The following is a 26,199-nucleotide window of genomic DNA, read 5'->3' as shown; positions in this document are numbered from 1 at the left end:
ATCATCGTCTCCTGTGTCAAGCGCTCGAACGGGGATTCCTGGGGCGTGTCGCGCCGCGAACCCTACCGATCACCCCGTCAGCGTCGTGACGGCGTCCGCGAAGGCCTGCCCGCGGTGGGCGTAGTCGGTGAACATGTCCATCGACGCGGCGGCGGGCGCGAGCAGCACCGTGTCCCCCGGCTGCGCGAGCTCCCGCGCGGCCTGGACCACGGCCCGCATCGGCTCGGCGTCACCGGGCACGTCGAGAACGCGCACCGGCACGTCCGGCGCGTGCTTCGCCAGGGCCTCGGCGATCACCGCGCGGTCGGCGCCGATCAGCACGGCACCGCGCAGCCGGTGGGCCTCGGTGCGCACCATGTCCTCGACGGACGCGCCCTTGAGCAGTCCGCCCGCGATCCACACGACACTGTCGTACGCGCGCAGCGACGCCACCGCGGCGTGCGGGTTCGTCGCCTTCGAGTCGTTGACGTACCGGACACCGTCCGAGTCCACGGTGACGAGCACGGCGCGGTGCGCTGCCGGCTCGAACGCCTCCAAGCCCTCGCGCACGGCTTCCGACGGCACGCCGTAGGCACGTGCCAGAGCCGTGGCGGCCAGTGCGTCCGCGATGCCGGGAGGACCGGCGGGACGGATCTTCGAGATCTCGACCAACGGCTCGTCGTCGGCGAACGCCCGGTCGACGAGCCAGCCGTCGCGCACGCCGAGCTGGCCGTCCTGCGGCTCCTGCAGCGTGAACCCGACCTGGTCCCGCGCGGGCGAGGCCTCCAGCAGGTCGGCGACCAGGTCGTCGTCGAGCCAGCCGATCGCCACCTCACCCGTGAGGACCCGCGCCTTGGCCTGCGCGTAGGCGTCCATGCCGCCGTGCCAGTCGAGGTGGTCCTCGGCGAGGTTGAGCAGCGCGCCCGCCTGCGGACGCACCGACGGCGCCCAGTGCAGCTGGAAGCTCGACAGCTCCACGGCGAGCACCCTGCGGCCCGCCAGCAGCGCGTCCACGACCGGCAGGCCGACGTTCCCGCAGGCCACGGCGTCCGCGCCGGCCGCGTGCAGGATCGACTCCAGCATGCCGACCGTCGTGGTCTTGCCGTTCGTGCCCGTGACCGCGAGCCACACCGGCGGGTCGGCCAGCTCCGACGCCATCCGCCAGGCCAGCTCGACCTCGCCGATCACCTCGATGCCCGCGGACGACGCGGCGGCGAGCAGCGGGCTGGACGGCTGCCAGCCGGGACTCGTGACCACCAGAGACGTGCCGGCCGGCGGTTCCGTCAAGCCCGGTACGAGCTCGACGCCGTCCAGCAACGCCTCCAGTGCCACCAGCCGTTCCGGCGACGAGTCCGTCACCACCACCTCCGCCCCCGCGGCGAGCAACGCCTCGGCGGCGGACCGGCCGGTCACTCCGGCACCGGCGACCAGCACCTTCGTTCCGGCCAGCTTCGTCATGCCCTAGAACCCACCCGTCAGCCACTCGCTGTAGAAGACACCGAGCCCGAACATGCAGCAGATGCCGGCCATCAACCAGAACCGGATGATGACCGTGGTCTCCGCCCAGCCCGCGAGCTCGAAGTGGTGGTGGAACGGCGCCATGCGGAACAGGCGCCGTCGTGAGGTGCGGAAGACCGCGACCTGCAACGCCACCGACAGGGCCTCGACCACGAACAGACCACCGATGACGATCATCAGCAGCTCGGTGCGGGTGGCGATCGCGAGACCGGCGACGAGACCGCCGAGCGCGAGCGACCCGGTGTCACCCATGAAGATCTTGGCGGGAGCGGCGTTCCACCAGAGGAAGCCGATGCAGCCCGCCATCGCGGCCGCGGCGATCACCGCGAGGTCCAGCGGGTCGCGCACGTCGTAGCAGCCCGCGACGGCGAAGCTGGAGCAGTTGTAGCGGAACTGCCAGAACGAGATGACCACGTACGTGCCGAACACCATCGCCGACGAACCGCCGGCGAGGCCGTCGAGGCCGTCGGTGAGGTTCACGGCGTTCGACCAGGCGGCGACCATGCCGTAGCAGAAGACGACGAACCCGACCACGCCGAACGAGACGACGCTGATGTCGCGCACGAACGACAGGTTGACCGACGCGGGCGTCAGGCCGTCCTTGTTCGGGAACTGGAGCACGAGGATCGCGAACGTGATCGTCGCGATGAACTGGCCCACGAGCTTCGCGGTCTTGTTCAGGCCGAGGTTGCGGGCCTTGCGGATCTTGATGAAGTCGTCGAGGAAGCCGACCAGGCCCAGCGACGTCGTCAGCATCAGCACGAGCAGCCCGGACGCCGTCGGGGTCTGCCCGGAGGCCGAGGCCGACATCGAGTTCACCAGGTGCGTGCCGAGGTAGCCGGCCCACATCGCGACCAGGATGGCGAGGCCACCCATGGTCGGCGTGCCGCGCTTGGTCTTGTGGTGCTGCGGGCCGTCCTCGCGGATCTCCTGGCCGAAACCCTGCCGGGAGAAGATCTTGATCAGGTAGGGCGTCAGCAGGATCGACACCGCTAGTGCGATCGCTGCCGCGATCAGGATGCTCTTCACTTGGTTCCTGCCTCCAGCAGGGCCTCGGCGATGCGCCACAGGCGGTAGGCGTTGGATGCCTTGACCAGCACGACGTCACCTGGCCGGACTTCCCCCAGCAGCAGCTCCGTCGCCGCGGCCGCGTCCGGCACCAGGACCGACTCGTCTCCCCAAGATCCTTCCAGGTGCGCGCCCTGGTGCATCGCGCGGGCCGCGTCACCGACGACGACCAGCTTGCTGATGTCCAGGCGCACCACCAGGCGGCCGATCTCGTCGTGCTCGCGGACCGCGTCGTCGCCCATCTCCGCCATCGGGCCGAGGACGGCCCAGCTGCGGCGGGCGGGCGTGGTGGACCGCGCGATCGTCGCCAGCGCCTTCAACGCCGCCCGCACCGAGTCGGGGTTCGCGTTGTAGGCGTCGTCGACCACCGTCACGCCGTCCGCCCGGTCGGTGATGACCATGCGGTGCGCGGACACCCGTTGCGCGCTGCCGAGCCGCTGCGCGACCTCGTCGGGCGTGGCGCCCAGCTCGAGGGCGATGGCGGCGGCGACCAGCGCGTTGCCCACGTGGTGCGAGCCGTTGAGCGCGAGCCGCACCCGTGCCTCGCCGCGCGCGGTCTTGAGCGTGAAGCTGGCACGGGCCTGGTCGTCGAGCTCGATGTCGACGGCGCGGACGTCGGCACCCGGGTTCTCGCCGACGAGCACGACCTTGGCCTTCGTGCGGCTCGCCATGCCCGCGACCAGCGGGTCGTCGGCGTTGAGGATGGCGACGCCGTCCTCCGGCAGCGACTCGACCAGCTCGCCCTTGCCCTGCGCGATGCCCTCGCGGGAGCCGAACTCGCCGAGGTGCGCGGTGCCGACGTTGAGGACGGCGCCGAACTTCGGCGGGGCGATCTCGCAGAGGTGCGCGATGTGGCCGATGCCGCGGGCGGACAGCTCCAGCACGAGGAACCGGGTGTCCTCGGTCGAGCGCAGCGCGGTCCACGGGTGGCCGAGCTCGTTGTTGAACGACTCCGGCGGCGCGACGACCTCGCCGACCGGCCGGAGCACCTGGGCGATCAGGTCCTTCGTGGACGTCTTGCCGGCCGAGCCGGTGATGCCGATGGTGGTGAGGCCCGCGAGCCGGTCCGTGACGTACCGGGCGAGCTTGGCCAGCGCCTCGAGCACCGCGGCGCCCTCGCCGAACTTGTCACCGGCGAGCACATATGTGCCCTCGTGCCGGGTCTGCACCGGCGGCGCGATGACCGCGGGGGCGTCGACCTCGCGGCCCGCGAGCACCCCGGCCGCGCCGGACGCGACGGCCTGGGCGGCGAAGTCGTGGCCGTCCACGCGCTCACCGGGCAGCGCGAGGAAGAGGCCGCCGTCGGTGACCTTGCGGGTGTCGAACTCGATGGTGCCCGTCACCACCGGCGAGCCGTCGGTTGCGTGCAACCGGCCGCCGACGACCTCCGCGATCTCGGCGAGCGTGAGTGCGATCAACGGTGAGCCTTCCTGATCGCGGCGGTCAGCGTCTCCACGTCGGAGAACGGGTGGACCACGCCGGCGATCTCCTGTCCCGTCTCGTGTCCCTTGCCCGCCACGACGACGACATCACCCGGACGTGCGAGCTCGACGGCCTTGTCGATCGCGAGCCTCCGGTCGCCGATCTCGAGCACCTCGCCCCGGTTCGCGGCGGCGAGGGCCCCTTCGAGCATGGCGGCCCGAATGGAGGACGCGTCCTCGCTCCTCGGGTTGTCATCGGTGATGATCAACACGTCGGACCGCTCCGCCGCGGCCTCGCCCATCAGCGGGCGCTTGGCGCGGTCGCGGTCGCCGCCGCAGCCGAGCACGACGACCACGCGGCCGTCGGTCTTGGCGCGCACGGCGTCGAGCGCCAGCGCGACGGCAGCGGGCTTGTGCGAGTAGTCGACGACGGCGGTGAAGTCCTGGCCCTCGTCGACGCGCTGCATGCGGCCCGGAACCTGCACGGTCCGCAGCCCCTCGGCGATGGCCTCCTGGCCGATGCCCTCCGCGTGCAGGCAGGCGATGGCCAGCAGCGCGTTGGCGACGTTGAAGCTGCCCGCGAGCGGCAGGTGGACCTCGAAGTCGGTGCCGGGGCCGTGCGCGGTGAAGGTCTGCTCACCGGTCGCGCTCACCTCGACCTCGCCGGCGGTCCAGTCGGCGGGCCCGGTCGTGGAGACGGTGGTCGTGGCGTCCTTGACGAGCCGCGGACCCCACTCGCCGTCGACGCAGACGACCTCCCTGCGGGCGCGGCCGTCGAACAGCTGCGCCTTGACCTCGAAGTACTCCTCCATGGAGGCGTGGAAGTCGAGGTGGTCCTGGCTGAGGTTCGTGAACGCGCCGATCTCGAACTCGGTGGCGGCGACGCGACCCAGCTCCAGCGCGTGGCTCGACACCTCCATCGCCACGTCGGTGACGCCGCGCTCGGCCATCACCGCGAAGAGCGCCTGCAGGTCGGGCGCCTCGGGCGTGGTGTGCGAGCTCTCCAGCTGCTCGTCGCCGATGCGCGTGCCGACCGTGCCGATCAGGCCGGTGCTCCTGCCGGCGGCGCGCAGCACGGACTCGATCATGTACGTGGTGGTGGTCTTGCCGGACGTGCCGGTGACGCCCCACAGCCGGATCTTGGTCGACGGCCGGCCGTAGACGTGCGCGGCGAGCAGTCCCACGACCTCGCGCGGGCGCGGGTGGATCAGCACGGGCACGTCCTTGAGCGCCTCCCGTGCCGCTCCGGCCTCGTCGGTCAGCACGGCCACGGCACCGTTGGCGAGGGCCGTCCCGGCGAAGTCGGCACCGTGCGCGCGGGCACCGGGCAGCGCGGCGTACAGGTCACCGGGGACCACGTGCTGTGCACGCAGCGTCACCCCCGTCACCTGGACGTCGGCATGCGCTGGCCTGGTCAGGTGCACGTCGGCGACCGCGGCGAGAGCGGCCACGGAGACAGGGCGGAGGGCGTGGGGGCGGGGCGGGGCGGTCGCGACCTTGCCCTCGAGCTTGGCAGGCACGGGCAAGAGGCTACCGGCGGGCCGGCGGCGGCCGGGCGGCGCGTTGGCGTTCGGGTGATGATCAGCCGTGATAGCCCGTTCGAGTGGGTGCCGCCGCTGCTCTTTTCCAGCGAGCCCGTCCGGCCGCAGAGGTTCCTGCCGCGTTGGTGACTTCCGGCCCTGTGAGCGCCGGAGGACGCGCGGTGAGGTGGACGGGCGGCAGGAGGCGGTTATGAGGACAACCACGGCGGTGGACCCCAGGAGGTTCTCCTTCTGGGCACCTGGTTTCAGTCGTTCCGTGACGGTCGGTGTCGACACGTCGGAGTCGGCCTACCACGCGTTCGAATGGGCGGCGCGGCACGCGTGGTCGCTGCGGACGGACCTCCAGGTGTTCCTGGCGGACCCCGGCGACACGACGGTCCAGCGGGTCCTGGACCGGCTGCCGATGCTCACGGCCCACTTCCGCCCGACCGGGGACGACCCGGTGGCGGCGCTGGTCAGGGCGTCGGACTCCAGCGCGACCCTGGTGCTCGGGTGCCGGGGAGAGCAGCACCGCGGCCTGGGACTGGGCTCCCTCGTCCTCCCGGTGCTGCGCCGCGCCCGGTGCGGAGTCGTCGTGGTGCGCGGACGTCCGCAGGCCATCCGCGGCGAGTACGGCGTGGTCACCGCGGCCGTCGGCGGCTGCGAGGACCCGGTGGTGCTGCGGCGCGCCGTCGAGCTGTGCCGCACCCGCCGGGCGTCGTTGCGCCTGCTGCACGTGCACCCGCCGGTCCAGCACGGCGAAGCGGTGCCCAGGGACGAGGCCGCGGTCCGCCGCGCCGTGCTGTTCCTGCGCACCACCGCTCCCGAACTGACGCCGGACGTCGCGGTCGAGTCGCGGCACCCGGCCGAGGCGCTGGCGGCGCTGGACTCGGACCTGGTCGTCGTCGGGCGGGGCGGGCAGCACGACGGGGTCGGGCTGGTCACGCGGGCCGCGCTCCACCACGCGTCGTGCCCGGTCGTGGTGGCTCGGCAGGAGCCGACGCACCACGACCGGGCCGGGACCCAGGGCTTCTGACAGGGGCTTCTAGCAGGGCTTGCGCAGCACCGATCCGGTCGTGCCCGCCAAGGACACCGAGCGGACCTTGACGCCCTTCTCGGTGGTGTAGGTCGTCGTGCCGAGCGGGACCACCACGGGGGAGCTGCCGGTCCGGTTCGCGTTGACGACCACGGTGCCGCAGGCGAAGTCGCGCCTCATCACGTTCGTGGCGACGGAGTAGGCCTTGCCGGCGGGCGCGCCCAGGTTCCAGTCGTACTCGGCGTGCCAGGGCGAGGCGCCGTCGTAGCGGTCGGTCTCCTGGATCTCGGTGATGGCGGCGCGGTCGCCCTTGGCCAGCAGGTAGCTCGCGAAGGCGTAGCGGAACGGCTGCTCGGCGCCGCTGTGGTGCGGCTGGACCCAGGTCATCTTGCCCTTGGCCTCGTTGGCGCTGATCTCGGCGACCTGACGGCTCCAGCCCTGCGGGTACTCCGACAGCATGTCCTGGTCGCCGAACGTCAGCCACCACTCGTCGAAGCCGCCGTCGAGGTAGTTGACGTACGAGTCCCACACGCCGTCGTACAGGCGGGCGTTCGACAGGTTGGCGACGGTCTTGAGGCCGGCGGCGACGAACTTCGCACGGGTGTTGGCCAGCATCGACAGGTAGGCCTTCCGCATGGAGGCGTCAGTCGGGTAGGCGGCCGGGCACACACCGGGGTGGTAGGTGTCGCACGCGAAGAGGGCGTTGTCCATGAAAACACCGTCGAAAGCCTTGCTCGACGCGATCACCTTGTCCGCCCAGGCGTTCTGGTACGCGACGTTGCCCACGTCCATCTGCCAGTGACCCGCATAACCCTCGTATTCGAAGCGCTTGCCGTTTCGATCGACGAGGAACCACCTCGGGTCGGCCGCGCAGTAACCGATTCCGGTGGGCAGGTAGATGTCGTCGATTCCCTTCGTGCACGCGTAGTCGCGCGTCGAGGAGAGATCCTTGTAGACGAAGATCTGAATCTTCGGGTTCGCCGCCCTGAACTTGGTCGCGAGTGCGGTCTCCCAGGCGTTGAGCACGATGTACGACCGGCGCGAAGCCTCCGTCGCGATCATCGCGTCCGTCACGGGAGTGCTGTTCCAGTGCAGCCAGAAGGACTGCGTCGAGCGCTGCGGAACCGCCGCCTGCGCTGCGGAAGGAAATGCGACCGACATCATTGCCGCCAAGATCAGGACAACTCGAAGAAACATTTTGATCCTTCCGCTGCGACCACTTCGGGCTTCGAAATGGAGAACGCAACGCGAAGAACCTCATGACGCGTCTTGAGTCAACCTTGACTTTCAGGCGCACAACGGCCCGAAAAAACAATTCGATCTTGAGCTGGCCTTGAGATTCAGCTCAGAAAGGCGCTGAACGAGTGCGAGGCGCCACACGGGACCACCCCGCGCGGCGCCTCGGCCCTACAGCTGCAGCTGCACGAACGGCGTCTGCTCCACCGACATCGGCACCTGGAACCGCTGCGTCAGGAACGTCGCGATGTCGTGGAACAGCGGCGCGGCCGACGAGCTGAACTGGGTGCCGTTCGGGGCGTCGAGCATGATGCCGACGACGTAGCGCGGGTTGTCCGCGGGCAGGATGCCGGCGAACGTGATCCAGTACTGCGACTGCGAGTAGCACTTGCAGGTCGGGTCGATCTGCTGCGCCGTGCCGGTCTTGCCGGCGATCTGGAAGCCCGGCAGCGCCGCCGCCTTGCCCGTGCCGTTCTGGTTCGCGTCCCGCGGGTCCGACTGCGTGACCGAGCGGAACATGTTGCGCACGGTCTTCGCGGTCTCCGCCGACACCACGCGCACACCCTCGGGCCGCTGCTTCTCCGAGCGCGCGCCCTCCTCGCCGATCTCGGCGCGGACCAGCCTCGGCGGGACGCGCACGCCGTCGTTGGCGATGGCCTGGTACATGCCGGTCATCTGGAGCAGCGTCATCGAGAGGCCCTGGCCGATCGGCAGGTTGCCGAACGTCGAGCCGGACCACTGGTTGAGCGGCGGCACGACACCGGCCTCCTCGGCCGGCACGCCCGACTGGGTGCGCTTGCCGAGGCCGAACTTCTGCAGCATCTCGGCGTAGCGCTCCTTGCCGACCTCCTGCGCGGCCATGAGCGTGCCGACGTTGGACGACTTCGCGAACACGCCGGTGAACGACATGGGCACGGTGCCGTGCGTCCACGCGTCCCGGATGACCCGGTCGGCGACCTTCAGCGACCCCGGCACCTGGAGCACGTCGTCCGGCTTGAACAGGCCGTACTCGACGGCCGCGGCGGCCGTGACGATCTTGTTCACCGAACCGGGCTCGAAGCTCGACGAGACCGCGCCGTTGCGCAGCTGGTCCTCGTTCGCCTTGCCGAAGTCGGTCGGGTCGTAGGTCTTGTCGTTGGCCATCGCGACGATCTCGCCGGTGCGGCTGTCGAGCACGACCGCGGAGCCGTTCTTGGCGCCCGACTTCTTCACGTAGTCGCTGACCATGCGCTGGACGGCGTACTGCGTGTCGATGTCGATCGTCAGCTCCAGGCTCTTGCCCGGCTGCGGCTTCACGAGCTCGCGCTCGGTGTTCGGGATGACGACGGTGTCGTCGCCGGACATCGTGTCGACCACGCGGCGGCCCATCCGACCGGCCAGCAGGTTGTCCTGCGCGCTCTCCAGGCCGAGGATGCCCTGGGTCGTCGGCGGCTTCTCGTCCTGGCGCCAGTTGGCGGCGCCGATGATGTTCGACGCCAGCTCGCCGTTCGGGTAGATGCGCTTCGAGCGGTACTCGGAGCCGATCTCGGCCGGGTACTTGCCGACGATCTTCGCGGCCTTGGCCGGCTCGGCCTCGCTGACCAGGACCTCGTAGCTGATGTCCTTCACGAGCTGCTTGAAGACCGACTCCTCGTCGGTCTTCTCGCCGTTGACCTCCGGGCCGAGGGTCGACGAGATGAACTTGGCGACCTCGCGCGAGTGGTCCTCGTAGGACAGCGGGTACTGCTCGGGGTCCTTCGCGCGCGCCTCGTCCCAGGACTTCCTGGCGCGCTGCGGGAGGATGTAGAGCGCGCGCACCTCGATCGAGAACGCGAGCTGGTTGCCGTTGCGGTCGAGGATCGAGCCGCGCTCGGCGGGGATGTTCTGGTTGGTGATCCGCTGCGCCTCCGCCTGCTGCGCGAGCTCACCGGCCTGGATGCCCTGCACCTGCACGAGCTTCACGCCCGCGATCAGCAGCGCGCCGATCAGCAGGACGCGGCCGACGGCCAGGCGCACCTTGTTGTTGCCGCCCGACCGGGCGGCCGGGCGGGGGCCGCGCACCGACAACGGGCGGCGCGGCCCCTTCTGCTGCGGACCGGGCATCAGCCACCCGCCGGCGGGTTCTGGCCCTGGGCCTGCCCCTGCTGCTCACCGGCCGGTGGCGTCGTCTGCCCCGCCGGGGGCGTCTGGCCGGCCGGTGGAGGGGGCGGTTCGGAGGACGGCGGGGGCGGGGGCGTCGACTTGGTCGGCGCGCTCGGCTTGCCGAACTCCTCGACCGACCCGTCCGGGTTCTGCCGCAGCCGCGCCGGGTTCGACGGCTCGACCAGGCCCATCTCGGTGGCCCGGCGCGCGAGGTCGGTCGGCGACTCGAGCAGCGCCACCTCGCGGCGCAGCTGCTCCATCTGCAACGTCAGCTTCTCCGCCTCCGACCGCGCCTCCTGCAGGCGGTAGGTGTCGGCGGCGGCCTGGGTCGAGAAGTACATGATCCCGGCGATGCCCGCGCCGAGCACGAGCATGACGAGCACGACGAACGGCGCCTTCGACACCTGCTTGGCCTGTGGTGCCGCGGCACCTCCGCGCAGGTTCTGGGCGCGCTGGGCCCGCCGCGCGTAGGCGCGTTCGGCACCGGCGCTGCGGCGCCGCGCCTTGTCGCGGTCCTCTGTCTTCTTCCTGGAGGGGTCTCGGGGCGACGACCCACCGACCCGTGCGGGTGCCGTCATCTCGGGTCTCCGATCCGTTCCGCCGCCCGCAGCCGCACCGGCGCCGCACGCGGGTTGTCCTCGATCTCCTGCTCGGACGCGAGCTCCGCGCCCCTCGTGAGCAACCTGAGCTCCGGCCCGTGGCCGGGGAGCTCGACGGGCAGACCCGGCGGCGTCTTCGACTTCGCCAGCTCCGCGAACGCCTGCTTGACCATCCTGTCCTCGAGGGACTGGTACGACTCGACGACGATCCGCCCGCCCACGCCCAGCACGCCCAGCGCCGCCGGGAGGGCCAGCCGCAACGACTCCAGCTCGCCGTTGACCTCGATCCGCAACGCCTGGAACGTGCGCTTGGCCGGGTGCCCGCCGGTGCGCCGCGACGCCGCGGGCACCACGGCGTAGAGCAGCTCGACGAGCCGGCCGGAGTTGGTGAACGGCTCCTTCTCGCGCTCCCTGAGCACCGCGGACGCGATCTTGCCCGCGAACCGCTCCTCGCCGTAGGTCGAGAGGATCCGCGCCAGGTCGCCGTGCGCGTACGTGTTCAGCACGTCCGCCGCCGTCATGCCGGTGCCCTTGGACATCCGCATGTCGAGCGGGGCGTCCTTCGAGTACGCGAAGCCGCGTTCCTCCTCGTCGAGCTGCAACGAGGACACGCCCAGGTCCATCAGCACGCCGTCGACGTGCCGGAAGCCGAGGTCCGCGACGGCCTCGTCGATGTGGTCGTAGGTGACGTTGACGAGCTTGACCCGGTCGCCGTGGTGCGCGAGGCGCTTGCCCGCCATCTCGATGGCCTGGGGGTCGCGGTCGAGCCCGACGAGGGTCAGCTCGGGGTGGGCGCTCAACAGCGCGTCGGAGTGGCCGCCCATGCCGAGCGTCGTGTCGACGACGACGGCGGGCCTGCCCTCCAGCGCCGGAGCGAGCAGTTCCAGGACGCGGTCCAGCAGCACCGGAACGTGCCGCGGCTGATCCATCGTCCCTCTACTCCCCTGGATGCGAGTTCGGGTGACGTCAGGTCCCCGCCCGCCCGTCGAACCTGGCGCCGGGGAAGGTGCGCCAGGGCCGATAGTCGAGCGGACCGAGGCCTCACGGCACCCGAATCGCGTGTGGAACATCCGGCCTGTTGCTCGGCTGACCGCCATCAGAAGACGCCCGGTATGACCTCCTCGCGAGCCGTGGCGTAGCCGTCCTCGTGCTCGTCGAGATAGGTCTGCCAGGCCGCCGCGTCCCAGATCTCCAACCTGGTGAACGCGCCGACGACCACGCACTCCTTGGTCAGCCCGGCGTACCGCCGCAGTTCCGGTGCGATCAGGACTCGGCCCTGACCGTCCGGACGCTGCTCGTCCGTACCTGCGAACAGATACCGCTGGTAGGCGCGTACGGCGTCGTTGGTGAACGGCGCCTCGGCGACCTTCCTCGCCATCTGCTCGAACTCAGCCCGGGGGAACACGTACAGGCAGTGGTCCTGGCCCTTGGTGACCATGAGACCTCCCGCCAGTTCGTCCCGGAACTTCGCAGGCAGTGTCAGCCGGCCCTTGTCGTCCAGGCGCGGGTAGTGAGTGCCGAGGAACATCGGCAGCCACCTCCCTCGCCGGGCGACGGACCGGCGGTGGAGCCCCCGTCTGCCCCACCGGCCGCCACAGTACCCCACTTTTCACCACAGTCAACGTTGAAACAGGTGTCCGCGCACCATGTCGCACCCTGTTTTCCCAGGTCGGAGCCGTGGGGCGGCGTGGGGGGACGGTGGGGGAAACGATCAGGTGCCACCTTCGCGGGTGAGCCTCCAACCCTGATTTGCCACTCGAACGGCCTAGAAATTTCGGCCAAAACATGGGGTTGGGGCGGGTTGGTGGGGGAAGGTGGAAACTGGTGGAGCGAACCCGATGCAGCCCGCAGGTGTAGGGCACTTAGCCGTGGTTTGACACACTGCGTGAAACGCTCACACGTCCGTGTTCCGGACACGGCTGCTGGAGGTTTAGTGACACCGGGAAGCCCAAGCGCGAACAATCATGCGCCGGTCGATCAGGTCCTGGGAGAGTTGCACGGCGCCGTCCAGCGGATCGCCGCCAACGTGGAGCGGGTGCTCGTCGGCAAACCCGACGTGGTCCGCCTCGCTCTCGTGACACTGCTCGCCGAGGGGCACCTTCTGGTCGAGGACGTGCCGGGCGTCGGCAAGACCTCGCTGGCGAAAGCGCTCGCCCGCTCGATCGACTGCACGGTGAGCCGGGTGCAGTTCACGCCCGACCTGCTGCCGAGCGACATCACCGGCTCGTCGATCTACAACCGGCAGGAGAACGACTTCGAGTTCCGGCCGGGCCCGATCTTCGCGAACATCGTCGTCGGCGACGAGATCAACCGCGCCTCCCCCAAGACGCAGTCCGCGCTGCTGGAGTGCATGGAGGAGCACCAGGTCACGGTCGACGCGAACACCTACCCGCTGGGCTCGCCGTTCATGGTGATCGCGACGCAGAACCCGATCGAGATGGAGGGCACCTACGCCCTCCCGGAGGCGCAGCGCGACCGCTTCACCGCGCGCGTGTCGGTCGGTTACCCGGACCCGCAGGCCGAGCTCGCGATGGTCGACGAGCACGCGGGCCACAACCCGCTCGACGACCTGCGGCCCGTGTCGGACGCCGCCCAGATCCTGCGGCTGATCGAGGCCGTGCGCCGCGTGCACCTCTCCCCCGAGGTGCGCCGCTACGCCGTCGAGCTGGTGTCGGCCACGCGCCGGCTGCCGGAGCTGCGACTGGGCGCCTCGCCGCGGTCGACCCTGCACCTCGTCCGCGCCGCCCGCGCGCAGGCCGCGCTCGCCGGCCGCGACTTCGTGGTGCCGGACGACATCCACTCGATCGCGATCCCGGTGCTGGCCCACCGGCTCGTACTGACGGCGGAGGCGCAGGCCGCGCGCCGGTCCCCCGCCGAGCTGGTCAGGGCGCTGCTGCAGCGCGTGCCGGTGCCGACGGCGGCACTGGACCCGAGCGCGGCGTTCGTCCGGAGCATGAACAACAACAACGCAGGGACTCCTCGCTGACGATGCGCACCGCACTCTCCGGTCTGACCACACGCGGACGATGCTTGCTGGCCGCGGGGTTCGCCGCCGGAGTGTGCGCCGCGGTCCTGAACGAGCGCGACCTGCTCAGGGTCGCCGCCTTCGTCATCGCGCTGCCGCTGCTGGCGGCGTGGCTCGCGACGAGGGCCAGGGTGGGGCTGCACGCCGCCCGGTACCTGGCGCCGAGCCGGGTCCCGGTCGGGGCGGCGTCCGAGGTGAAGCTCGACCTGCGCAGCACTGGCCGGCTGCCCACGGGCGGCCTGATGCTGGAGGACACCGTGCCGTACGCGCTGGGGGCGCGGCCGCGGTTCCTCGTCGAGCGGCTGCCCCGCAACACGCCCACGACGCTGCGCTACCCGCTCAAGCCGGTGATGCGCGGGGTCCAGCAGGTCGGGCCGCTGATGGCGCGGATCACCGACCCGTTCGGCCTCGCCGAGTTCGACCGCGAGCTCGCCGGCCGCTCCCGCCTGGTCGTCGTGCCGCGGGTGGTCCGGCTGGCCGGGCTGCCCGGTGGTTCCGGCATGGGCGCGGGCGACGACGGCTCGGTGCGGCTGCGCGCGGGGCAGGGCGAGGACGACGCGGTGGTGCGGCCGTACCGCCACGGCGACGACCTGCGGAAGGTCCACTGGCGGTCCACGGCCCGGCGCGACGAGCTGATGGTGCGCGTCGAGGAACGCCCGTGGCGCGGCGGCACGACGGTGCTGCTCGACCACCGGGTGCACGCGCACCGTGGCAGCGGACCGGCGGCGTCGCTCGAATGGGCGATCTCGTTCGTGGCGTCGATCTGCCTGCACCTGCACCACTTCGGCCACCAGGTGCGCCTGGTCTCCGAGGACGGGCGGGTGCTCGCGGGTGGGTCGGCCGAGGGCGGGCACAGCGACCACGTGGTGCTGGACTCGCTCGCGGCCCTGCAGGGGTCGCACCGGCGTGAGCTGAGCGGCGGGATCGACCCCGGCGCCGGCCAGGAGGTCATCGCGGTGCTCGGCGGTGTGTCGCCGGCGTCGGTGGAGGAGCTGATCCGGTACCGGCCGCGCGGCACGCGCAGCCTGGCCGTGCTGCTCGACGTGAGCGCCTGGGCCGGGGCCACCGACTCGGCGGCTCCCGACCCCGACGACGCGCGGCGGCTGCTGACCGGCGCGGGCTGGGGCGTGGCGATCGCGAAGCCGTCGGCGTCGATGCAGCAGGTGTGGCAGGAGTTGTGCGCCTCGGCAGGCAACCGGGGACCGTCGGTTCGCTCGGAGGTGGTCTGAGATGGCGACCCGTTCCACCGCGCCCGCGAAGGGCAGGGAGCCGGAGTGGTTCACGTCGGCGACGCCGTGGATCGCGGCGCTGGCCGTGCTGTGCGCGTCGACCGCCCTCTCGGGCGTGATCGAGGGCGACCTGTGGCTGGTGCGCATCGGCGTGGTGATCGTGGCGATCACCGTGACCGGCGCGTTCCTGCGCGCGACCCGGCTGACCCCGCCGCTGGTGGCGATCGCCCAGGTCGCGGTGCTGCTGTGCCTGCTCACGGCGTTGCACACGCGGTCGGGCATCTTCCTGTTCATCCCCGGTCCCGATGCGCTGGGCGAGCTCGGCGACGTGCTCGCGGAGTCGGTCGCGCAGGTGCAGACCGGGGTGCCGCCGGTGCACGCGACGCCGGCGATCCAGGCGCTGGTGGTGCTGGCGATCGGCCTGGTCGCGGTGCTGGTGGACACGCTGGCCGTGGCGGCAGCGGCTCCGGCGGCGTCCGGGCTGGTGCTGCTGTGCGTGTTCGCGGTGCCCGCGTCGCTGGCCGACGAGATGCTGCCGTTCTGGACGTTCGTGCTGGGCGCGGCGGCGTTCGCGATGCTGCTCGCGGTCGACGGCCAGCACCGGCACGAGGCGTGGCGCGGCAGGCTGGGGTCCGGCTCGGCGAGCGGGTCCGGTGGTTCCGCGCTGACGGTGGCGAGCGTCGCGATGGTGATCGCACTGGTCGTCGGCGCCGGGTTCACGATCGTCGGCACGGTCGGCAGGCTGCCGGGCGGCGGCGCGGGTGGCGGTGGCAAGGGCGGCATCGGGCTGAGCGAGATGACGTCGTTGCGCGGCATGCTCAACCGCGGCAAGACCACCGAGATCTTCTACGTGCGGGGCCTGTCGGACCTCACGTACATGCGCGCGACCACGCTCGCCCGGTACGTGCCGAACAAGGGCTGGGAACGCGGCACCGACCCCGGGGGCCAGCCCGCGCGCGGCGAGCTGCCGCTGCAGCCGGGCGACCGCGGTGAGGGCAAGACGACGCGGATCAACATCGAGCCGCGCGACTGGAAGAGCTTCTGGCTGCCGACCTACGGCTCGGTCCGCCGCATCGACACCCCCGAGGACGACTACCGCTTCGACGCCAAGAAGGGCGTCGTCTTCTCGCAGCGGGAACGCGAGCCGGAGCCGTACGAGATCGACGCGGTGCTGTCGACGCCGACGAAGCAGTCGTTGCGGCTGGCGTCCGGTCCGAAGAACCTGGTGGACGGCGAGTACTACAAGTTCGAGGGCGTCGAGCAGCCCGTGGTCGACCTCGCGAACAGCATCGTGAAGGACGCCACCAACGACTTCGACAAGGCCGCCGCGCTCACGGCGTTCTTCAACAGCCCGACCAGCGACTTCAAGTACGACCTCCGGACCCAGGGCGACGTCACGAAGGACGCCCTGACCGACTTCGTGACGAAGTCGAAGGTCGGCTACTGCGAGCAGTACGCGTCGGCGATGGCCGTGATGGCCCGCGTGGTCGGTCTGCCGTCGCGGGTCGCGATCGGCTTCACCGCCGGTGTCGCGGCCCCGGACAACGCCTACCGCGTGATCAGCACCGACGACGCGCACGCGTGGGTCGAGATCTTCTTCCCCGGCTACGGCTGGATGACGTTCGACCCGACCCCGATCTCCGACGGCCGCGGCATCGTGCCGCCGTACCTGCGCGAGACCGCGCCGGGTGCGGAGGAGCAGCCCACGGCGTCGACGAAGACCGAGTCGGCGTCGCCGTCGGCGTCCGGGTCCGCGCAGCAGTCGGCGTCGGCCGAGGACGACGGCGGCGACCAGACCGTGGCGCAGGGTTCGCAGGAGGACACCTCGAAGAACTGGGTTCCGTGGGCTTTGCTCGGAGCCTTCGTGCTCGCGCTGGCCGCCCAGGTGCTGCGCATGGTCCTGGTCAAGCGGGATGAGTCACCGCCGGCACCGGAGCAGGACAGGTCACCGGACGCGGCGCGGTCCCGAAGCCTGCAAGCGTCGACGCGGCGCTGGAGCCTGGTGGCGTCGGTCGCGCTGTGGGCGATCGTGGTGCTGCTGGCCGTGGCATGGCTGTCGTACGTCCTGATGGCGGTCGTGCTCGCCCTGTTCGTCGCGGCCGCCCCCGCGGCGATCCGTGCGCTGCGTCGCCGCGGCCGGTTGCAGGAGGTCGCCAAGCTCGGTCCGGGAGCGTCGACGGCGGCGTGGAACGAGCTCATGGCGGAGTCGGTCGACCGCGGCGCCTCGGTGCCCGGTGCCGAGACGATCAGGGCCGCCGCCCGCCGGCTGGCGCGCGAGCACAACCTGGACGAGGCGGGCAGGACCGGTCTGCGCACGGTCATCGGCGCGATCGAGCGGTCCTGGTACAGCGCGAACCCGACGGCCGACCCGGCGTTGCCGGGAGCGCTGGCGGCGGTGCGGCAGTCGTTGCGGCAGAACGCCCCGCTGTCGTTGCGGGCGCGGCTGTTCCCGAAGTCGGTGCTGAGGCCGGCGCCCGCGCCGGTGGCCGAGACGCCGGAACGCGAGACGGTCGGGGTCTAGACCTTCCGAACCAAGCGACGGGCCCGCTCCCCCGGTGGGGTGCGGGCCCGTTGTCGTGGAGCTGGAAGTTGTTACTGCTCCTCGTCGAAGCGACGGCGGAAGCGCTCTTCCATCCGTTCGGAGAACGAGCTGCGGCTGCGCGCTGGCTTGCCGTCCTCCTGCACGCCCTCCGCGACCTGGTCACCGCGACGCAACGTCGTCACGACGATGAGCAGACCGAAGAACATGAGCAGGAACCCGAAGACGCTGACCACGGGGATGCTGGCGATCGCGAGCTGCGGCAGCATCACGCCGGCGATGAGCGCGGCCACACCGACCACGAACAACACGATGCCCTGTACGCGGCGCCGCTTGGACGGCCTCCGCAACTTGGCGCCTCGTACGGTGGATGCGAACTTCGGGTCCTCGGCGTAGAGCGCGCGCTCGATCTGGTCGAGCAGTCGCTGCTCGTGCTCGGAGAGTGGCATCGTTCCTCCTCCGGCACAGCGGTCGCGGGCGCCGGGTGTTCTCGGTTTCCGCCGAACCCGGCGGACGACCCACCCTGGGGACGTCATCTTCCAGGATACGAGTCGCGGGGCCCGGCGACTACCCAGTGGCCCTTCTCATACCGGTCGGTTCTGTCACCATCATCCTCCTGGGGCAGCGGCGGGGCCGCCGGGAGGCCCCCAACCGGCCCTTGTGGCCTTCCGTTCACACCGCGTTCGGGCACGAGACTCGACAGCGCAAGCCCCGCTTGCTCGGATCAGTCGCATGACCGAACTCATCGTGAACGGCGACGCGGAGCAGGGCCTGACCGGCTGGCTCACCGTCGCGGGCGCCCCCGTGGTGCTCCGGTACGACACGGGCCAGGGGTATCCGGGACCCGGTGATCCGGGTCCGGCTTCGCGCGGTGCCGCGTTCTTCGGCGGCGGCGACACACCCCTGAGCACCCTGCGACAGAGCGTGACGCTGCCGGCCCGCGCGTCTCAGTTCGTGGTCTCCGCGTGGCTCGGCGGCTACGCCTCGCAACAGGACGGCGCCCGGCTGTCCGTCGAGTTCCTCGACACCGGTGGCACACCACGCGGTCTGGTCGTGCTCGGCCCGGTGACCGCGGAGGAGCGCTCCGGCCGCACCGGTCTCGTCGAGCAGCGGTCCGAGGGCACCGTGCCGCCCGGCAGCCGCACCGCCGTGGTGACCCTGCAGATGACCCGGTCCGGCAGCGGCACGTCGAACGACGGCTACGCGGACAACATCTCCTTCACGGTCAGGAGCCGCTGATGCTGAACCGACGTGATCTCCTGCGCGCCGCGGCCGCCGCCGGCGCTCTCGGCACCGTGTGGCCGTTGGCCGCGGGTCTGTCGCCTGTGGAGGCCCACGCGGCCGCGCTCGACCTCGGCGCGTCGTGGGACGCGGCGCCGTTCACCCTGGGCGTCGGCTCCGGGGACCCGTTGCCGGACAGCGTGGTCCTGTGGACGCGGCTCGCCCCGGAACCGCTCGCGTTCGAGCAGCCGCTGCCCGAGGTCGTCGAGGTCGGGTGGGCGGTCGCCACCGACCGCGGGATGCGGTCCCGGGTCGCGTCCGGCAGCGTCGCCGCGTCGAAGCTGTTGGGGCACAGCGTGCACGTGCCAGTGCACGGTCTCGTGCCCGGCCGCACCTACTACTACCAGTTCTCCGCGCTCGGCAAGCGCAGCCGGGTGGGCCGCACGCGCACCGCACCCGTCGGCCCGGTCTCGCGCGTCCGGTTCGCCACGGCGAACTGCCAGGCTTTCCACGACGGCTTCTACGCGGCCCACCGCGGGATCGCCGCCGAGAACCTGGACTTCGTCGTGCACCTCGGCGACTACATCTACGAACACGGCCAGGTCGGCGGCACGCCCGTGCGCGACCACGAGGGCCCCGCGGTGCTGTCCCTTGCGGACTACCGGCGCCGCCACGCCCTGTACAAGGGCGACCCGTCGCTGCGCGACGCCCATGCGGCGCACCCGTTCTACCTGACCTGGGACGACCACGAGGTCGCCAACGACTACAGCGGCACCGAGGGTGCGGCCCCGTTCGTGAAGCGCCGCGCCGCCGCTTACCAGGCCTGGTACGAGCACCTGCCGGTGCGCAGTGGGAGCGCTCTCGAACCGGAGATCCACCGCCGCCGCCAGTGGGGTTCGCTGCTCGACCTCACGGTGCTCGACCTGCGGCAGTTCCGGTCCGCGCAGAACCTGCCGAACGGCACGATCCTGGGCGCCGAGCAGAAGCGGTGGCTGCTCGACGGCATCTCGGGCGCCCGCGAGGCGTGGCAGGTGTGGATCAACTCGATCATGCTCTCGCAGCTGGCCCGCACGGGCGGCGGCTACTACTTCACCGACCAGTGGGACGGCTTCCTGGCCGAACGCCGCGAGGTGCTCGGCCACGTCGCCACCGAGGGCCTGAAGGACCTGGTCGTGCTCACCGGCGACTGGCACTCGGCGTTCGTGGACGACATCCGCCCGGACTTCGACGACACCTCCTCTCCGGTGATCGGCACGGAGTTCACCGCGCACTCGGTGACCTCCGGCGCGTACTCGCCGGAGTGGAACGCGGTCAACGGCCCGGTGATGGGCGCGGCGAACCCGCACCTGAAGTACTTCGAGGGCAACAGGTACGGCTACGACGTGTACGAGGTGACGCCGCAGCGGTTCACCACGCACATGCGGGTGATCGGCGACCGGCGGGACTCGGCGTCGCCGGTGTCGACGCTGACGACGTTCCACGTCGACCGCGGCAAGGCCGGCAGCTATGAAGACCCGGCGACCGTCGGGTCGCCCGCGCAGTACCGGCGCGCGTGAGGCCGGGTGCGCGGGCGGGGTCGTCCCGCCCGCGCACCGTCCGTCGGCTCGCGGGGTTCGGGCCTCAGGCGAGGTGAACGGGGTTCGGGCTGCTACACGGTGAAGGCTCCTTTCGTTCGGGGTGAAGGGGTTTCGCCGGGTGGCGGGTGATCAGTGGGTGGGGACCGAGCGCGGGCGCCGTGAGGCTCCACGAGTGGAGCTCGGGGCTACCACGGCGCCGAGGTTGTCGGCTGGGCGGCACGCGGATCGAGGGTGGGCTTGGCGGCAGGTTCCGGGGTCGAGGGCTTCGACGCCCGACGGCACCGGGGGCGTGCCGACCAGCCTTCGGGCAGAAATGCGATCGGGAAAGCGGGTTGAGGGACACCAGGACCGCGGACTGGGATAGGCAGCACCGGTACCGCAAGTTGTCGGGTGGGCGGCACGCAGGTCGAGAGCGGACCTGGCGGCAGGTTGCCGGTTGGGGCAGGTTCCGGGTTGGGGCAGGTTCCGGGGTTGGGGCAGGTTCCGGGGTTGGAGTGGGTTTCGCGGGCCTCCCAAGCACTTGCCGCGGGTGGGCCGAGACTGAGAGTGCCGCGAAACAGAGGAGCACGAACGCCGGCGGCTGGTTGGCCGGCGGACGCGAGGTGCGGGGTGAGAGCCGCGGGTGGCGGATCCCCAGGCTGGGCGCGAGGTCGTCGCAAAGCGGAGCTGCGTTGGCGTGCAGAGGTTGTGAGGTCCGGTGCCTGCCTCGAACGGCGGGACTGGCACCGGGCCATGAGGGTGGTCAGCTGATGGCCAGCGGGGTGCGGGACTGCGGGACAGCGAGGGGGCGGCGGTCCATCACTGCTCGTTCCAGCTGGCGGGCCGGGGACTCGCCCAGGAGTTTGCGGGCCAGGGTGGTGCCCTTGCGCGGGGCCAGGGCCAGTTCCGCGCGGAGGGCTGGGACGCCGACGTAGTGGGTGACCTCGTCGAGGATGGCCTTCGTGTCGGCGATCGAGCGGGTCCGGCGGATCGCGTCGACCGCCGCTCGTTCCAGCGGAGCCACGTGGAAGCCGCGGCGCAGTGCCGGGCGGGGGAGGCGGTCTGTCCGTTCCAGGCGCAGGGTGGCGTGGCCCCAGGCCCTGGAGTGGCGTGGGGCCAGGACGTGGATGGCGTCCGCCGTGGGCAGCACGGATCTCATGCCGTGCAGGTACAGGGCGTCGAAGGCGGTGAGCATGGCTCGTTCGCCCGCGTAGAGCAGGGCCGCCTGCACCAGCTGTTCGCGGGAGGGGCCCGCCCTCGACAGCAGGAAGATGCCGGGGAACAGGCGCTGCCAGGGGCCGCCGGGCCGCGAGCGCTGGTCGATCAGGGACGCGGACAGTCCTATGTGGAGCAGGGCCGCTACCGGGGCTACCCGGTGGACGAAGAGGGTGCCCAGGGCTTCCAGGTCGATGGGGTGGCGCATGGGTCAATGGTGGGGTGGTGGGAGCCGGGGGAGGCCGGTGGATCGGGAAGCTGTGGACAACTTCCGGGTTGTGGACAGGTCGCGATCACTCGGGCTTCGGAGCGGTCTGGCCGGTCCTCTCCGGACTGTCGCGCAGCAGTGAGGCCGGGCGGACGGCGAGCGAGCCGAAGCGGGAACGGGCCTGGTCAGCGGCTTGGTCGGCTTCGCGCCAGCCGTTCTCCGGGGCGTCGAAGACCAGCTGCTGGGCGGAGTCGGCGTTGTCAAGACCCTCTATGCGGACGCCGATCAGGCGGACCGCGCCGGGCGGGACCTGGGTGTCCAGGAGTTCCGCGGCGGTGCGGTAGACCTCCTGGGTCACGTCGGTCGCCACGGGCAGCGTGCGGGAGCGCGTGATCGTCGTGAAGTCGGCGAAGCGCACCTTGATGGACACCGTCCGGCCCCGCAGGCCCTTGAGCCGCAACGACGACGCCGAGCGCTCGGACAGCCGCAGCAGCTCGCGGCGCAGCAGGGCGCGGTCGAGGTGGTCGACCTCGAAGGTCTCCTCGGCGCCGATCGACTTCTCGCGCGACGTCGGCACCACGGCGCGGTCGTCCACGCCCGCGGCCAAGCCGTGGAGGTGTTCCGCCAGCGCCACGCCGATCAGCCGGCGCAGGCGCGGGAGCGGCGTGGCGGCGACTTGGCCGACGGTCCCCAGCCCCAGTTCCTCCAGGCGCGCGGCGGTCTTCGCGCCCACGCCCCACAGCGCCGACACCGGCAGCGGGTGCAGGAACTCCAGCACCGAGGACGCGGGAACGACCATCATGCCGTCGGGCTTGCACATGCCGGAGGCGAGCTTCGCGAGGAACTTCGTCGGCCCCACCCCGACGGAGCAGGTCACGCCGTGGTCGGCGAGCACGCGGGACCGGATCAGCTCCCCCACCCCGCCCGGCGTGAGGCCGAGCCGGCGCAGCGCTCCACCGACATCCAGGAACGCCTCGTCCAGCGAGAGCGGCTCCACCAGCGGCGTGATGTCGCGGAAGATCGCCATGACCCCGCGTGAGACCTCGTGGTAGAGGTCGAACTGCGGCGGCAGGTACACGGCGTGCGGGATCAGGCGTCGCGCGTGGGCGGTGGGCATCGCGGACCGCACGCCGTACTCACGCGCGAGGTAGTTCGCGGAACACACGACACCACGACCGCTCACGCCGCCGACGACGACGGGCACGGACGCGAGCTCGGGACGTTCGCGGATCTCCACCGACGCGTAGAAGGCGTCCATGTCGACGTGCAGCATCCGGCAGCCCGTGTCGTCCGGCCAGACGCCGTCACGCGCGCGGAAGCGATCGACCAGGCCGCGTGGCAGGTTCGCACTGCGACCCATGAACACCCTCCTCGAACGTCAGTTCGATCCAAATCCTACAGTTCGTACACCCGAGCGGCGTTCTCCGACGCGATCAGCCGCGCGATCCGGTGCGCGTCCTCCTCGAGGAACGCGTCGCGCCGCAACCCGTCCGCCAGGAAGTCCGACAACGCCTGCCGGAACAGCAACGCGCCGAGGTAGTACAGCTCGGGCAGGCCGAAGGCGTCGGACGAGAACAGGAACTTCCCGTACGGCACGATCTCCAGCGCCTCGGCGAACACGCGCGACGCCTGGCGCCCCAGCCCGTGCGTCGCCAGCCCCAGGTCGCAGAACACGTGCGGGAACACCTGCGCGAGGTACCCGGCGGCGTCGGCAACGGCGGCCACCTGCACCTCAGCCTGTGGCGCGACGGCACGAACCTCTTCGACGGCTTCCAGGACGAGGCGAGGCAGTTCAGCGCGGGCGTGCTCAACCACCTCCGCGCGTTGTGCGCGATCGGCTGTCCCTCTCTCGCGAGCTACCTCAGGCTCGTGCCGCACACGTGGTCGGCGCCGTTCGTGGCGTGGGGCGAGGAGAACCGCGAGACCGCGCTGCGGCTGATCCAGGACAACCTGGAAGTCAAGTGCTTCGACCTCGCCGCGAACCCGTACCTGGTCGTCACCGGGGTGATCGCGGCCGGTCTCGACGGCATCGCCTCCGGATCCACCCTGCCGGAGGGCCTCCACGTCGACCCGCGCTGGTCGACGTCCGCCGTGGCGAGCTGGAGCGCTACGAGGACGCCAGCCCGCAGGAGATCGCCAACCTCACCCGTTGGCGTTGTTGATCTCCTTGCGCAGCCGGGTCAGCGCCCGGTGCTGGGCCACCCGCACCGCGCCGGGCGTCGACCCGACGGCCTCCGCGGTCTCCTCCGCGGACAACCCGACCATCACCCGCAGCACGACGATCTCGCGCTGCTTCTCCGGCAGCACCCGCAGCAGCGTCGCCATCTGGTCGGAGAGCTCGCCCTGCATCGCCCGCTGCTCGGGCCCGGCGGCGGTGTCCATCGACTCGGGCAGCTCCGGCACGGCCTCCGCGCGGTTGCGCGAGAAGCTGCGGAACGAGTCGGCCACCTTGTGCGCCGCGATCCCGTAGACGAACGCGAGGAACGGCCGGCCCTGGTCGCGGTACGACGGCAACGCCGTCAGCACGGCCAGACACACGTCCTGTGCGACGTCATCGGCCGACGCGAACGTGCCGACGCGCGCACGGCAGTACCGGACCACCAACGGCCGGATGGTGCCGAGCAGCCGTTCGAGCGCCCTGCGGTCGCCGGCCACAGCGCGCGCGACGTGGTCGTCGGCCGCCTCGGGCCGGCCCGTGTAGTAGGAGGCCGAAGGCGGGTCCACCGGCTCCTTGTCGCCCCCGGCGGTCCTGTCCACCAACGCGTCGAGCGTCCCCCTCGAAGCCGAGACCGGGCCACCGACCGAGGAACGCTGAACCGTCCCCTCGGGCACCTTGCGGTGCAGGCCGGGTGTGAACTCCACGCAGATCACCGTTCCTCTTCTGGCGGCCGGCGCACGGAGAGCCGCGCGCGCCTGAGCCGCCCTTCGACCGCGCGCGGGGTGAGCCGCAACAGCTCACCGATCTCCGCGTGCGAGTAGCCCTGGTCGTGAAGGAAGAGCAACCGCCTGTTGTCCTCGCTCAGCGCCGCGAACGCCGCGTTCACGGCGTGCTGCTCGATGACCGCGTCCTCGGGAGTCCCCTCGGTCACGACGTTGTCGAGCGAGGCCAGGGTGTCGACCAGCCGGACGTCCTGCCATCCGTTCGCCCTCGTCTGCCAGCGGCGGTAGACGTTGGGGAACGCGAGCACGCAGGCGTTGATGAAGTACTCCTTCAACGGCTGCCCGTGCTCGACGGACCACTCCCTGCCGAGGAGTCCTCGGTCGCGGAAGTAGACGAACCCCTCGTACACGGCGTCGCTGGCCAGCTCCTCGGCCTCGTGCGGTGGGATCTCCTGCCGGTGCAAGAAACGACCCTGCTGGTCGCAGCGGGCGAAGATGGCACCCGACCGGACGAGCTTCGTAACGATGTCGAGACCTCGCCCGAGAAGCTGACGGTGGAACTCGTCCCAGCGCGGGCCGGAAAGCCCCCACTCACGGAAGTGCTGCACCAGCACCCCGTCCAGGTGCAGCTGCTCGGCTGCACGCGCTGAGTCCGAACTTCCCATGCCCCCTGGTCCCTATGTCGGCGTCTTCCTGCCCTCTAGGTATGTCGTTTGGGTACGTCCACCCCACGCACTCCGCACGACTAGTCACAAATGCAAACGAATGTCACCCGATCGGGACACTCAGAGCGGTGATTTCCTTGCGAAGCCTTCCCAGAGCGCGGTGCTGGGCAACGCGCACCGCACCCGGCGTCGAGCCCACGGCCTCCGCGGTCTCCTCCGCCGACAGACCCACCACGACGCGCAGCACGAGGATCTCGCGCTGCTTCTCCGGCAGGAGGTGCAGCAGCCGCCCGAGCGTCCCGTTCAGCTCGCCCTGAAGGGCGGCCTCCTCCGGTCCGCCGTTCCGCGCGGGCTGGTCGGGCACCTCGGCCACCGGCTCCGCTCGGTTACGAGCGATCGCGCGGTGGGCGTCGGCGACCTTGTGCGCGGCGATGCCGTACACGAACGCGAGGAACGGCCGGCCCTGCTCCCGGTAGTTCGGCAGCGCGGTCAGCACGGCCAGGCACACGTCCTGCGCGACGTCGTCCGCGGTCGTCGCCGACCGGCCGACCCGCGCGCGGCAGTACTTCACCACCAACGGTCGCAAGTAGCGAAGCAGCAGGTCAGTGGCCTTGCCGTCACCGAGCACGGCCAGTCTGACGAGTTCCGCGTTGACTGCCGAACTGTCCATCCGAAGTGTCCCCTCGTCTACGTCCCGAGAATGAGACGTGCGACGCGTCACTCCTTATGCGGAAAGTATCGAGAACTTTCAACGTCACTCGAATGGAGCAGTGAATAACCCGGCGTAACGGCCGTCGGACAGCCACTCCACGTAATCGAAACCGGCTCGTTCCGCCGATTCAGTGATTTCGTGACGAGTATTTTTCTGATGCCGTTCCTTGTCCACGACGCGAACCGCGGCCGTCAGATCAGCTCCTCGACCCCCACTGAGGTCCGCAGCTTCGCCAGGGCGCGGTGCTGAGCCACCCGCACGGCACCCGGCGTCGACCCGGTCGCCTCCGCGGTCTCCTCGGCCGTCAGCCCGGCGACGACCCGCAGCAGCAGGATCTCGCGCTGCTTGTCCGGCAGCACCCGCAGCAGCTGGCCCAGCCGCACCGAGAGAGAGCCCAGCAGAGCGCTCTCCTCGGGGTCGATGGCCAGCGACGGCCCGTCCGGCACCTCGG

Annotated in this window: 23 protein-coding genes and 1 pseudogene; 7 read left to right on the top strand and 17 right to left on the bottom strand. The window is 71.1% G+C overall.

The window, feature by feature from the left end:
* Nucleotides 1-69: 69 nt before the first annotated feature.
* From murD to VF330_RS28925, 4 genes are read right to left on the bottom strand one after another with little or no spacing between them, the layout of a single operon-like run.
* Nucleotides 70-1,437, bottom strand: coding sequence for a UDP-N-acetylmuramoyl-L-alanine--D-glutamate ligase (gene murD, locus VF330_RS28940; RefSeq protein ID WP_330854854.1), 1,368 nt, complete (start codon nt 1,435-1,437; stop codon nt 70-72).
* A 3-nt stretch (nt 1,438-1,440) separates the two neighbouring features.
* Nucleotides 1,441-2,526: a phospho-N-acetylmuramoyl-pentapeptide-transferase gene (gene mraY, locus VF330_RS28935; protein ID WP_330854853.1), complete on the bottom strand. Its 1,086-nt coding sequence runs from the start codon at nt 2,524-2,526 to the stop codon at nt 1,441-1,443.
* Nucleotides 2,523-3,983, bottom strand: a complete 1,461-nt coding sequence (locus VF330_RS28930) for a UDP-N-acetylmuramoyl-tripeptide--D-alanyl-D-alanine ligase (protein ID WP_330854852.1) — start codon at nt 3,981-3,983, stop codon at nt 2,523-2,525. The genes mraY and VF330_RS28930 overlap by 4 nt, the downstream gene beginning before the upstream one ends.
* Nucleotides 3,980-5,506: a UDP-N-acetylmuramoyl-L-alanyl-D-glutamate--2,6-diaminopimelate ligase gene (locus tag VF330_RS28925; RefSeq protein WP_330854851.1), complete on the bottom strand. Its 1,527-nt coding sequence runs from the start codon at nt 5,504-5,506 to the stop codon at nt 3,980-3,982. Before VF330_RS28925 ends, VF330_RS28930 begins: the two co-directional genes overlap by 4 nt.
* 277 nt (nt 5,507-5,783) lie before the next feature.
* Between VF330_RS28925 and VF330_RS28920 the strand changes: the two genes are divergently transcribed.
* The gene (locus tag VF330_RS28920) at nt 5,784-6,542 is read left to right on the top strand and encodes a universal stress protein (RefSeq protein ID WP_330854850.1); all 759 of its coding nucleotides are present in this window, start codon (nt 5,784-5,786) and stop codon (nt 6,540-6,542) included.
* 9 nt (nt 6,543-6,551) lie between these two features.
* On the opposite strand, the gene VF330_RS28915 is transcribed toward VF330_RS28920, so the two are convergent.
* From VF330_RS28915 to mraZ, 5 genes are all read right to left on the bottom strand, one after another.
* Nucleotides 6,552-7,706, bottom strand: coding sequence for a putative glycoside hydrolase (locus VF330_RS28915; RefSeq protein ID WP_330854849.1), 1,155 nt, complete (start codon nt 7,704-7,706; stop codon nt 6,552-6,554).
* Nucleotides 7,707-7,949: 243 nt separating this feature from the next.
* Nucleotides 7,950-9,860, bottom strand: a complete 1,911-nt coding sequence (locus VF330_RS28910) for a penicillin-binding protein 2 (RefSeq protein ID WP_330854848.1) — start codon at nt 9,858-9,860, stop codon at nt 7,950-7,952.
* On the bottom strand, nt 9,860-10,477 hold the full coding sequence (locus VF330_RS28905; RefSeq protein ID WP_330854847.1) for a hypothetical protein: 618 nt from the start codon (nt 10,475-10,477) through the stop codon (nt 9,860-9,862). The genes VF330_RS28910 and VF330_RS28905 overlap by 1 nt, the downstream gene beginning before the upstream one ends.
* On the bottom strand, nt 10,474-11,427 hold the full coding sequence (gene rsmH, locus VF330_RS28900; protein WP_330854846.1) for a 16S rRNA (cytosine(1402)-N(4))-methyltransferase RsmH: 954 nt from the start codon (nt 11,425-11,427) through the stop codon (nt 10,474-10,476). The genes VF330_RS28905 and rsmH overlap by 4 nt, the downstream gene beginning before the upstream one ends.
* A gap of 167 nt (nt 11,428-11,594) precedes the next feature.
* Complete coding sequence (gene mraZ / locus VF330_RS28895; RefSeq protein ID WP_053733094.1) at nt 11,595-12,026, bottom strand: division/cell wall cluster transcriptional repressor MraZ; 432 nt, start codon at nt 12,024-12,026, stop codon at nt 11,595-11,597.
* A 405-nt stretch (nt 12,027-12,431) separates the two neighbouring features.
* On the opposite strand from mraZ, the gene VF330_RS28890 reads away from it, so the two are divergent.
* From VF330_RS28890 to VF330_RS28880, 3 genes are read left to right on the top strand one after another with little or no spacing between them, the layout of a single operon-like run.
* Nucleotides 12,432-13,484, top strand: a complete 1,053-nt coding sequence (locus VF330_RS28890; protein ID WP_414675474.1) for an AAA family ATPase — start codon at nt 12,432-12,434, stop codon at nt 13,482-13,484.
* Between the two features lie 2 nt (nt 13,485-13,486).
* Complete coding sequence (locus VF330_RS28885) at nt 13,487-14,752, top strand: DUF58 domain-containing protein (protein ID WP_330854845.1); 1,266 nt, start codon at nt 13,487-13,489, stop codon at nt 14,750-14,752.
* Between the two features lies 1 nt (nt 14,753).
* Nucleotides 14,754-17,273 carry a DUF3488 and transglutaminase-like domain-containing protein gene (locus tag VF330_RS28880; RefSeq protein WP_330854844.1) on the top strand — a complete coding sequence of 840 codons (2,520 nt, stop codon included), beginning with the start codon at nt 14,754-14,756 and terminating at the stop codon, nt 17,271-17,273.
* Between the two features lie 71 nt (nt 17,274-17,344).
* Here the strand turns inward: VF330_RS28880 and VF330_RS28875 are convergent, their stop codons facing one another.
* A complete protein-coding gene (locus VF330_RS28875) occupies nt 17,345-17,740 on the bottom strand; it encodes a DUF3040 domain-containing protein (protein ID WP_330854843.1) in 396 nt (131 codons plus the stop codon).
* A 283-nt stretch (nt 17,741-18,023) separates the two neighbouring features.
* On the opposite strand from VF330_RS28875, the gene VF330_RS28870 reads away from it, so the two are divergent.
* Nucleotides 18,024-18,530, top strand: coding sequence for a hypothetical protein (locus VF330_RS28870; protein ID WP_330854842.1), 507 nt, complete (start codon nt 18,024-18,026; stop codon nt 18,528-18,530).
* On the top strand, nt 18,530-20,068 hold the full coding sequence (locus VF330_RS28865) for an alkaline phosphatase D family protein (protein WP_330854841.1): 1,539 nt from the start codon (nt 18,530-18,532) through the stop codon (nt 20,066-20,068). The genes VF330_RS28870 and VF330_RS28865 overlap by 1 nt, the downstream gene beginning before the upstream one ends.
* A gap of 763 nt (nt 20,069-20,831) precedes the next feature.
* Here VF330_RS28865 and VF330_RS28860 read toward each other — a convergent pair.
* The 3 genes from VF330_RS28860 to VF330_RS28850 all read right to left on the bottom strand — a co-directional run bounded on the left by VF330_RS28860 (nt 20,832) and on the right by VF330_RS28850 (nt 23,216).
* On the bottom strand, nt 20,832-21,491 hold the full coding sequence (locus VF330_RS28860) for a hypothetical protein (RefSeq protein WP_330854840.1): 660 nt from the start codon (nt 21,489-21,491) through the stop codon (nt 20,832-20,834).
* A gap of 85 nt (nt 21,492-21,576) precedes the next feature.
* On the bottom strand, nt 21,577-22,851 hold the full coding sequence (locus VF330_RS28855; protein ID WP_330854839.1) for a DNA polymerase IV: 1,275 nt from the start codon (nt 22,849-22,851) through the stop codon (nt 21,577-21,579).
* A gap of 35 nt (nt 22,852-22,886) precedes the next feature.
* Nucleotides 22,887-23,216 (bottom strand): hypothetical protein, encoded by a 330-nt coding sequence (locus VF330_RS28850; protein ID WP_330854838.1) that lies wholly within the window; start codon nt 23,214-23,216, stop codon nt 22,887-22,889.
* Here VF330_RS28850 and VF330_RS28845 point away from each other — a divergent pair.
* Nucleotides 23,136-23,501, top strand: a pseudogene (locus tag VF330_RS28845) (hypothetical protein); the annotation flags it as partial. The gene VF330_RS28850 and the pseudogene VF330_RS28845 sit on opposite strands and share 81 nt — an antisense overlap.
* Nucleotides 23,502-23,633: 132 nt before the next feature.
* Here VF330_RS28845 and VF330_RS28840 read toward each other — a convergent pair.
* The 4 genes from VF330_RS28840 to VF330_RS28825 all read right to left on the bottom strand — a co-directional run.
* Nucleotides 23,634-24,215 carry a sigma-70 family RNA polymerase sigma factor gene (locus VF330_RS28840; RefSeq protein WP_414675477.1) on the bottom strand — a complete coding sequence of 194 codons (582 nt, stop codon included), beginning with the start codon at nt 24,213-24,215 and terminating at the stop codon, nt 23,634-23,636.
* Between the two features lie 143 nt (nt 24,216-24,358).
* Complete coding sequence (locus VF330_RS28835) at nt 24,359-25,036, bottom strand: sigma-70 family RNA polymerase sigma factor (protein ID WP_330854837.1); 678 nt, start codon at nt 25,034-25,036, stop codon at nt 24,359-24,361.
* 103 nt (nt 25,037-25,139) lie between these two features.
* Nucleotides 25,140-25,706, bottom strand: a complete 567-nt coding sequence (locus tag VF330_RS28830; protein ID WP_330854836.1) for a sigma-70 family RNA polymerase sigma factor — start codon at nt 25,704-25,706, stop codon at nt 25,140-25,142.
* Nucleotides 25,707-25,939: 233 nt separating this feature from the next.
* Nucleotides 25,940-26,199: sigma-70 family RNA polymerase sigma factor (locus VF330_RS28825; protein WP_330854835.1), on the bottom strand; the 260-nt coding region annotated here is incomplete at its 5' end.

Origin of the sequence: Lentzea sp., from assembly GCF_036380075.1 — a bacterium.
Lineage (GTDB): Bacteria > Actinomycetota > Actinomycetes > Mycobacteriales > Pseudonocardiaceae > Lentzea.
This window is presented reverse-complemented; position numbering and strand designations above follow the sequence as displayed.

Excerpts from the sequence above, each read along its gene's own strand:
- mraZ (WP_053733094.1), bottom strand. The coding sequence starts at position 12,026 with ATGTTCCTCGGCACTCACTACCCGCGCCTGGACGACAAGGGCCGGCTG.
- VF330_RS28855 (WP_330854839.1), bottom strand. The coding sequence starts at position 22,851 with ATGGGTCGCAGTGCGAACCTGCCACGCGGCCTGGTCGATCGCTTCCGC.
- murD (WP_330854854.1), bottom strand. The coding sequence starts at position 1,437 with ATGACGAAGCTGGCCGGAACGAAGGTGCTGGTCGCCGGTGCCGGAGTG.
- VF330_RS28875 (WP_330854843.1), bottom strand. The coding sequence starts at position 17,740 with ATGCCACTCTCCGAGCACGAGCAGCGACTGCTCGACCAGATCGAGCGC.
- VF330_RS28860 (WP_330854840.1), bottom strand. The coding sequence starts at position 21,491 with ATGCGCCACCCCATCGACCTGGAAGCCCTGGGCACCCTCTTCGTCCAC.
- rsmH (WP_330854846.1), bottom strand. The coding sequence starts at position 11,427 with ATGGATCAGCCGCGGCACGTTCCGGTGCTGCTGGACCGCGTCCTGGAA.
- VF330_RS28880 (WP_330854844.1), top strand. The coding sequence starts at position 14,754 with ATGGCGACCCGTTCCACCGCGCCCGCGAAGGGCAGGGAGCCGGAGTGG.
- VF330_RS28830 (WP_330854836.1), bottom strand. The coding sequence starts at position 25,706 with ATGGACAGTTCGGCAGTCAACGCGGAACTCGTCAGACTGGCCGTGCTC.
- VF330_RS28835 (WP_330854837.1), bottom strand. The coding sequence starts at position 25,036 with ATGGGAAGTTCGGACTCAGCGCGTGCAGCCGAGCAGCTGCACCTGGAC.
- VF330_RS28915 (WP_330854849.1), bottom strand. The coding sequence starts at position 7,706 with ATGATGTCGGTCGCATTTCCTTCCGCAGCGCAGGCGGCGGTTCCGCAG.
- VF330_RS28865 (WP_330854841.1), top strand. The coding sequence starts at position 18,530 with ATGCTGAACCGACGTGATCTCCTGCGCGCCGCGGCCGCCGCCGGCGCT.
- VF330_RS28885 (WP_330854845.1), top strand. The coding sequence starts at position 13,487 with ATGCGCACCGCACTCTCCGGTCTGACCACACGCGGACGATGCTTGCTG.
- VF330_RS28905 (WP_330854847.1), bottom strand. The coding sequence starts at position 10,477 with ATGACGGCACCCGCACGGGTCGGTGGGTCGTCGCCCCGAGACCCCTCC.
- VF330_RS28910 (WP_330854848.1), bottom strand. The coding sequence starts at position 9,860 with ATGCCCGGTCCGCAGCAGAAGGGGCCGCGCCGCCCGTTGTCGGTGCGC.
- VF330_RS28870 (WP_330854842.1), top strand. The coding sequence starts at position 18,024 with ATGACCGAACTCATCGTGAACGGCGACGCGGAGCAGGGCCTGACCGGC.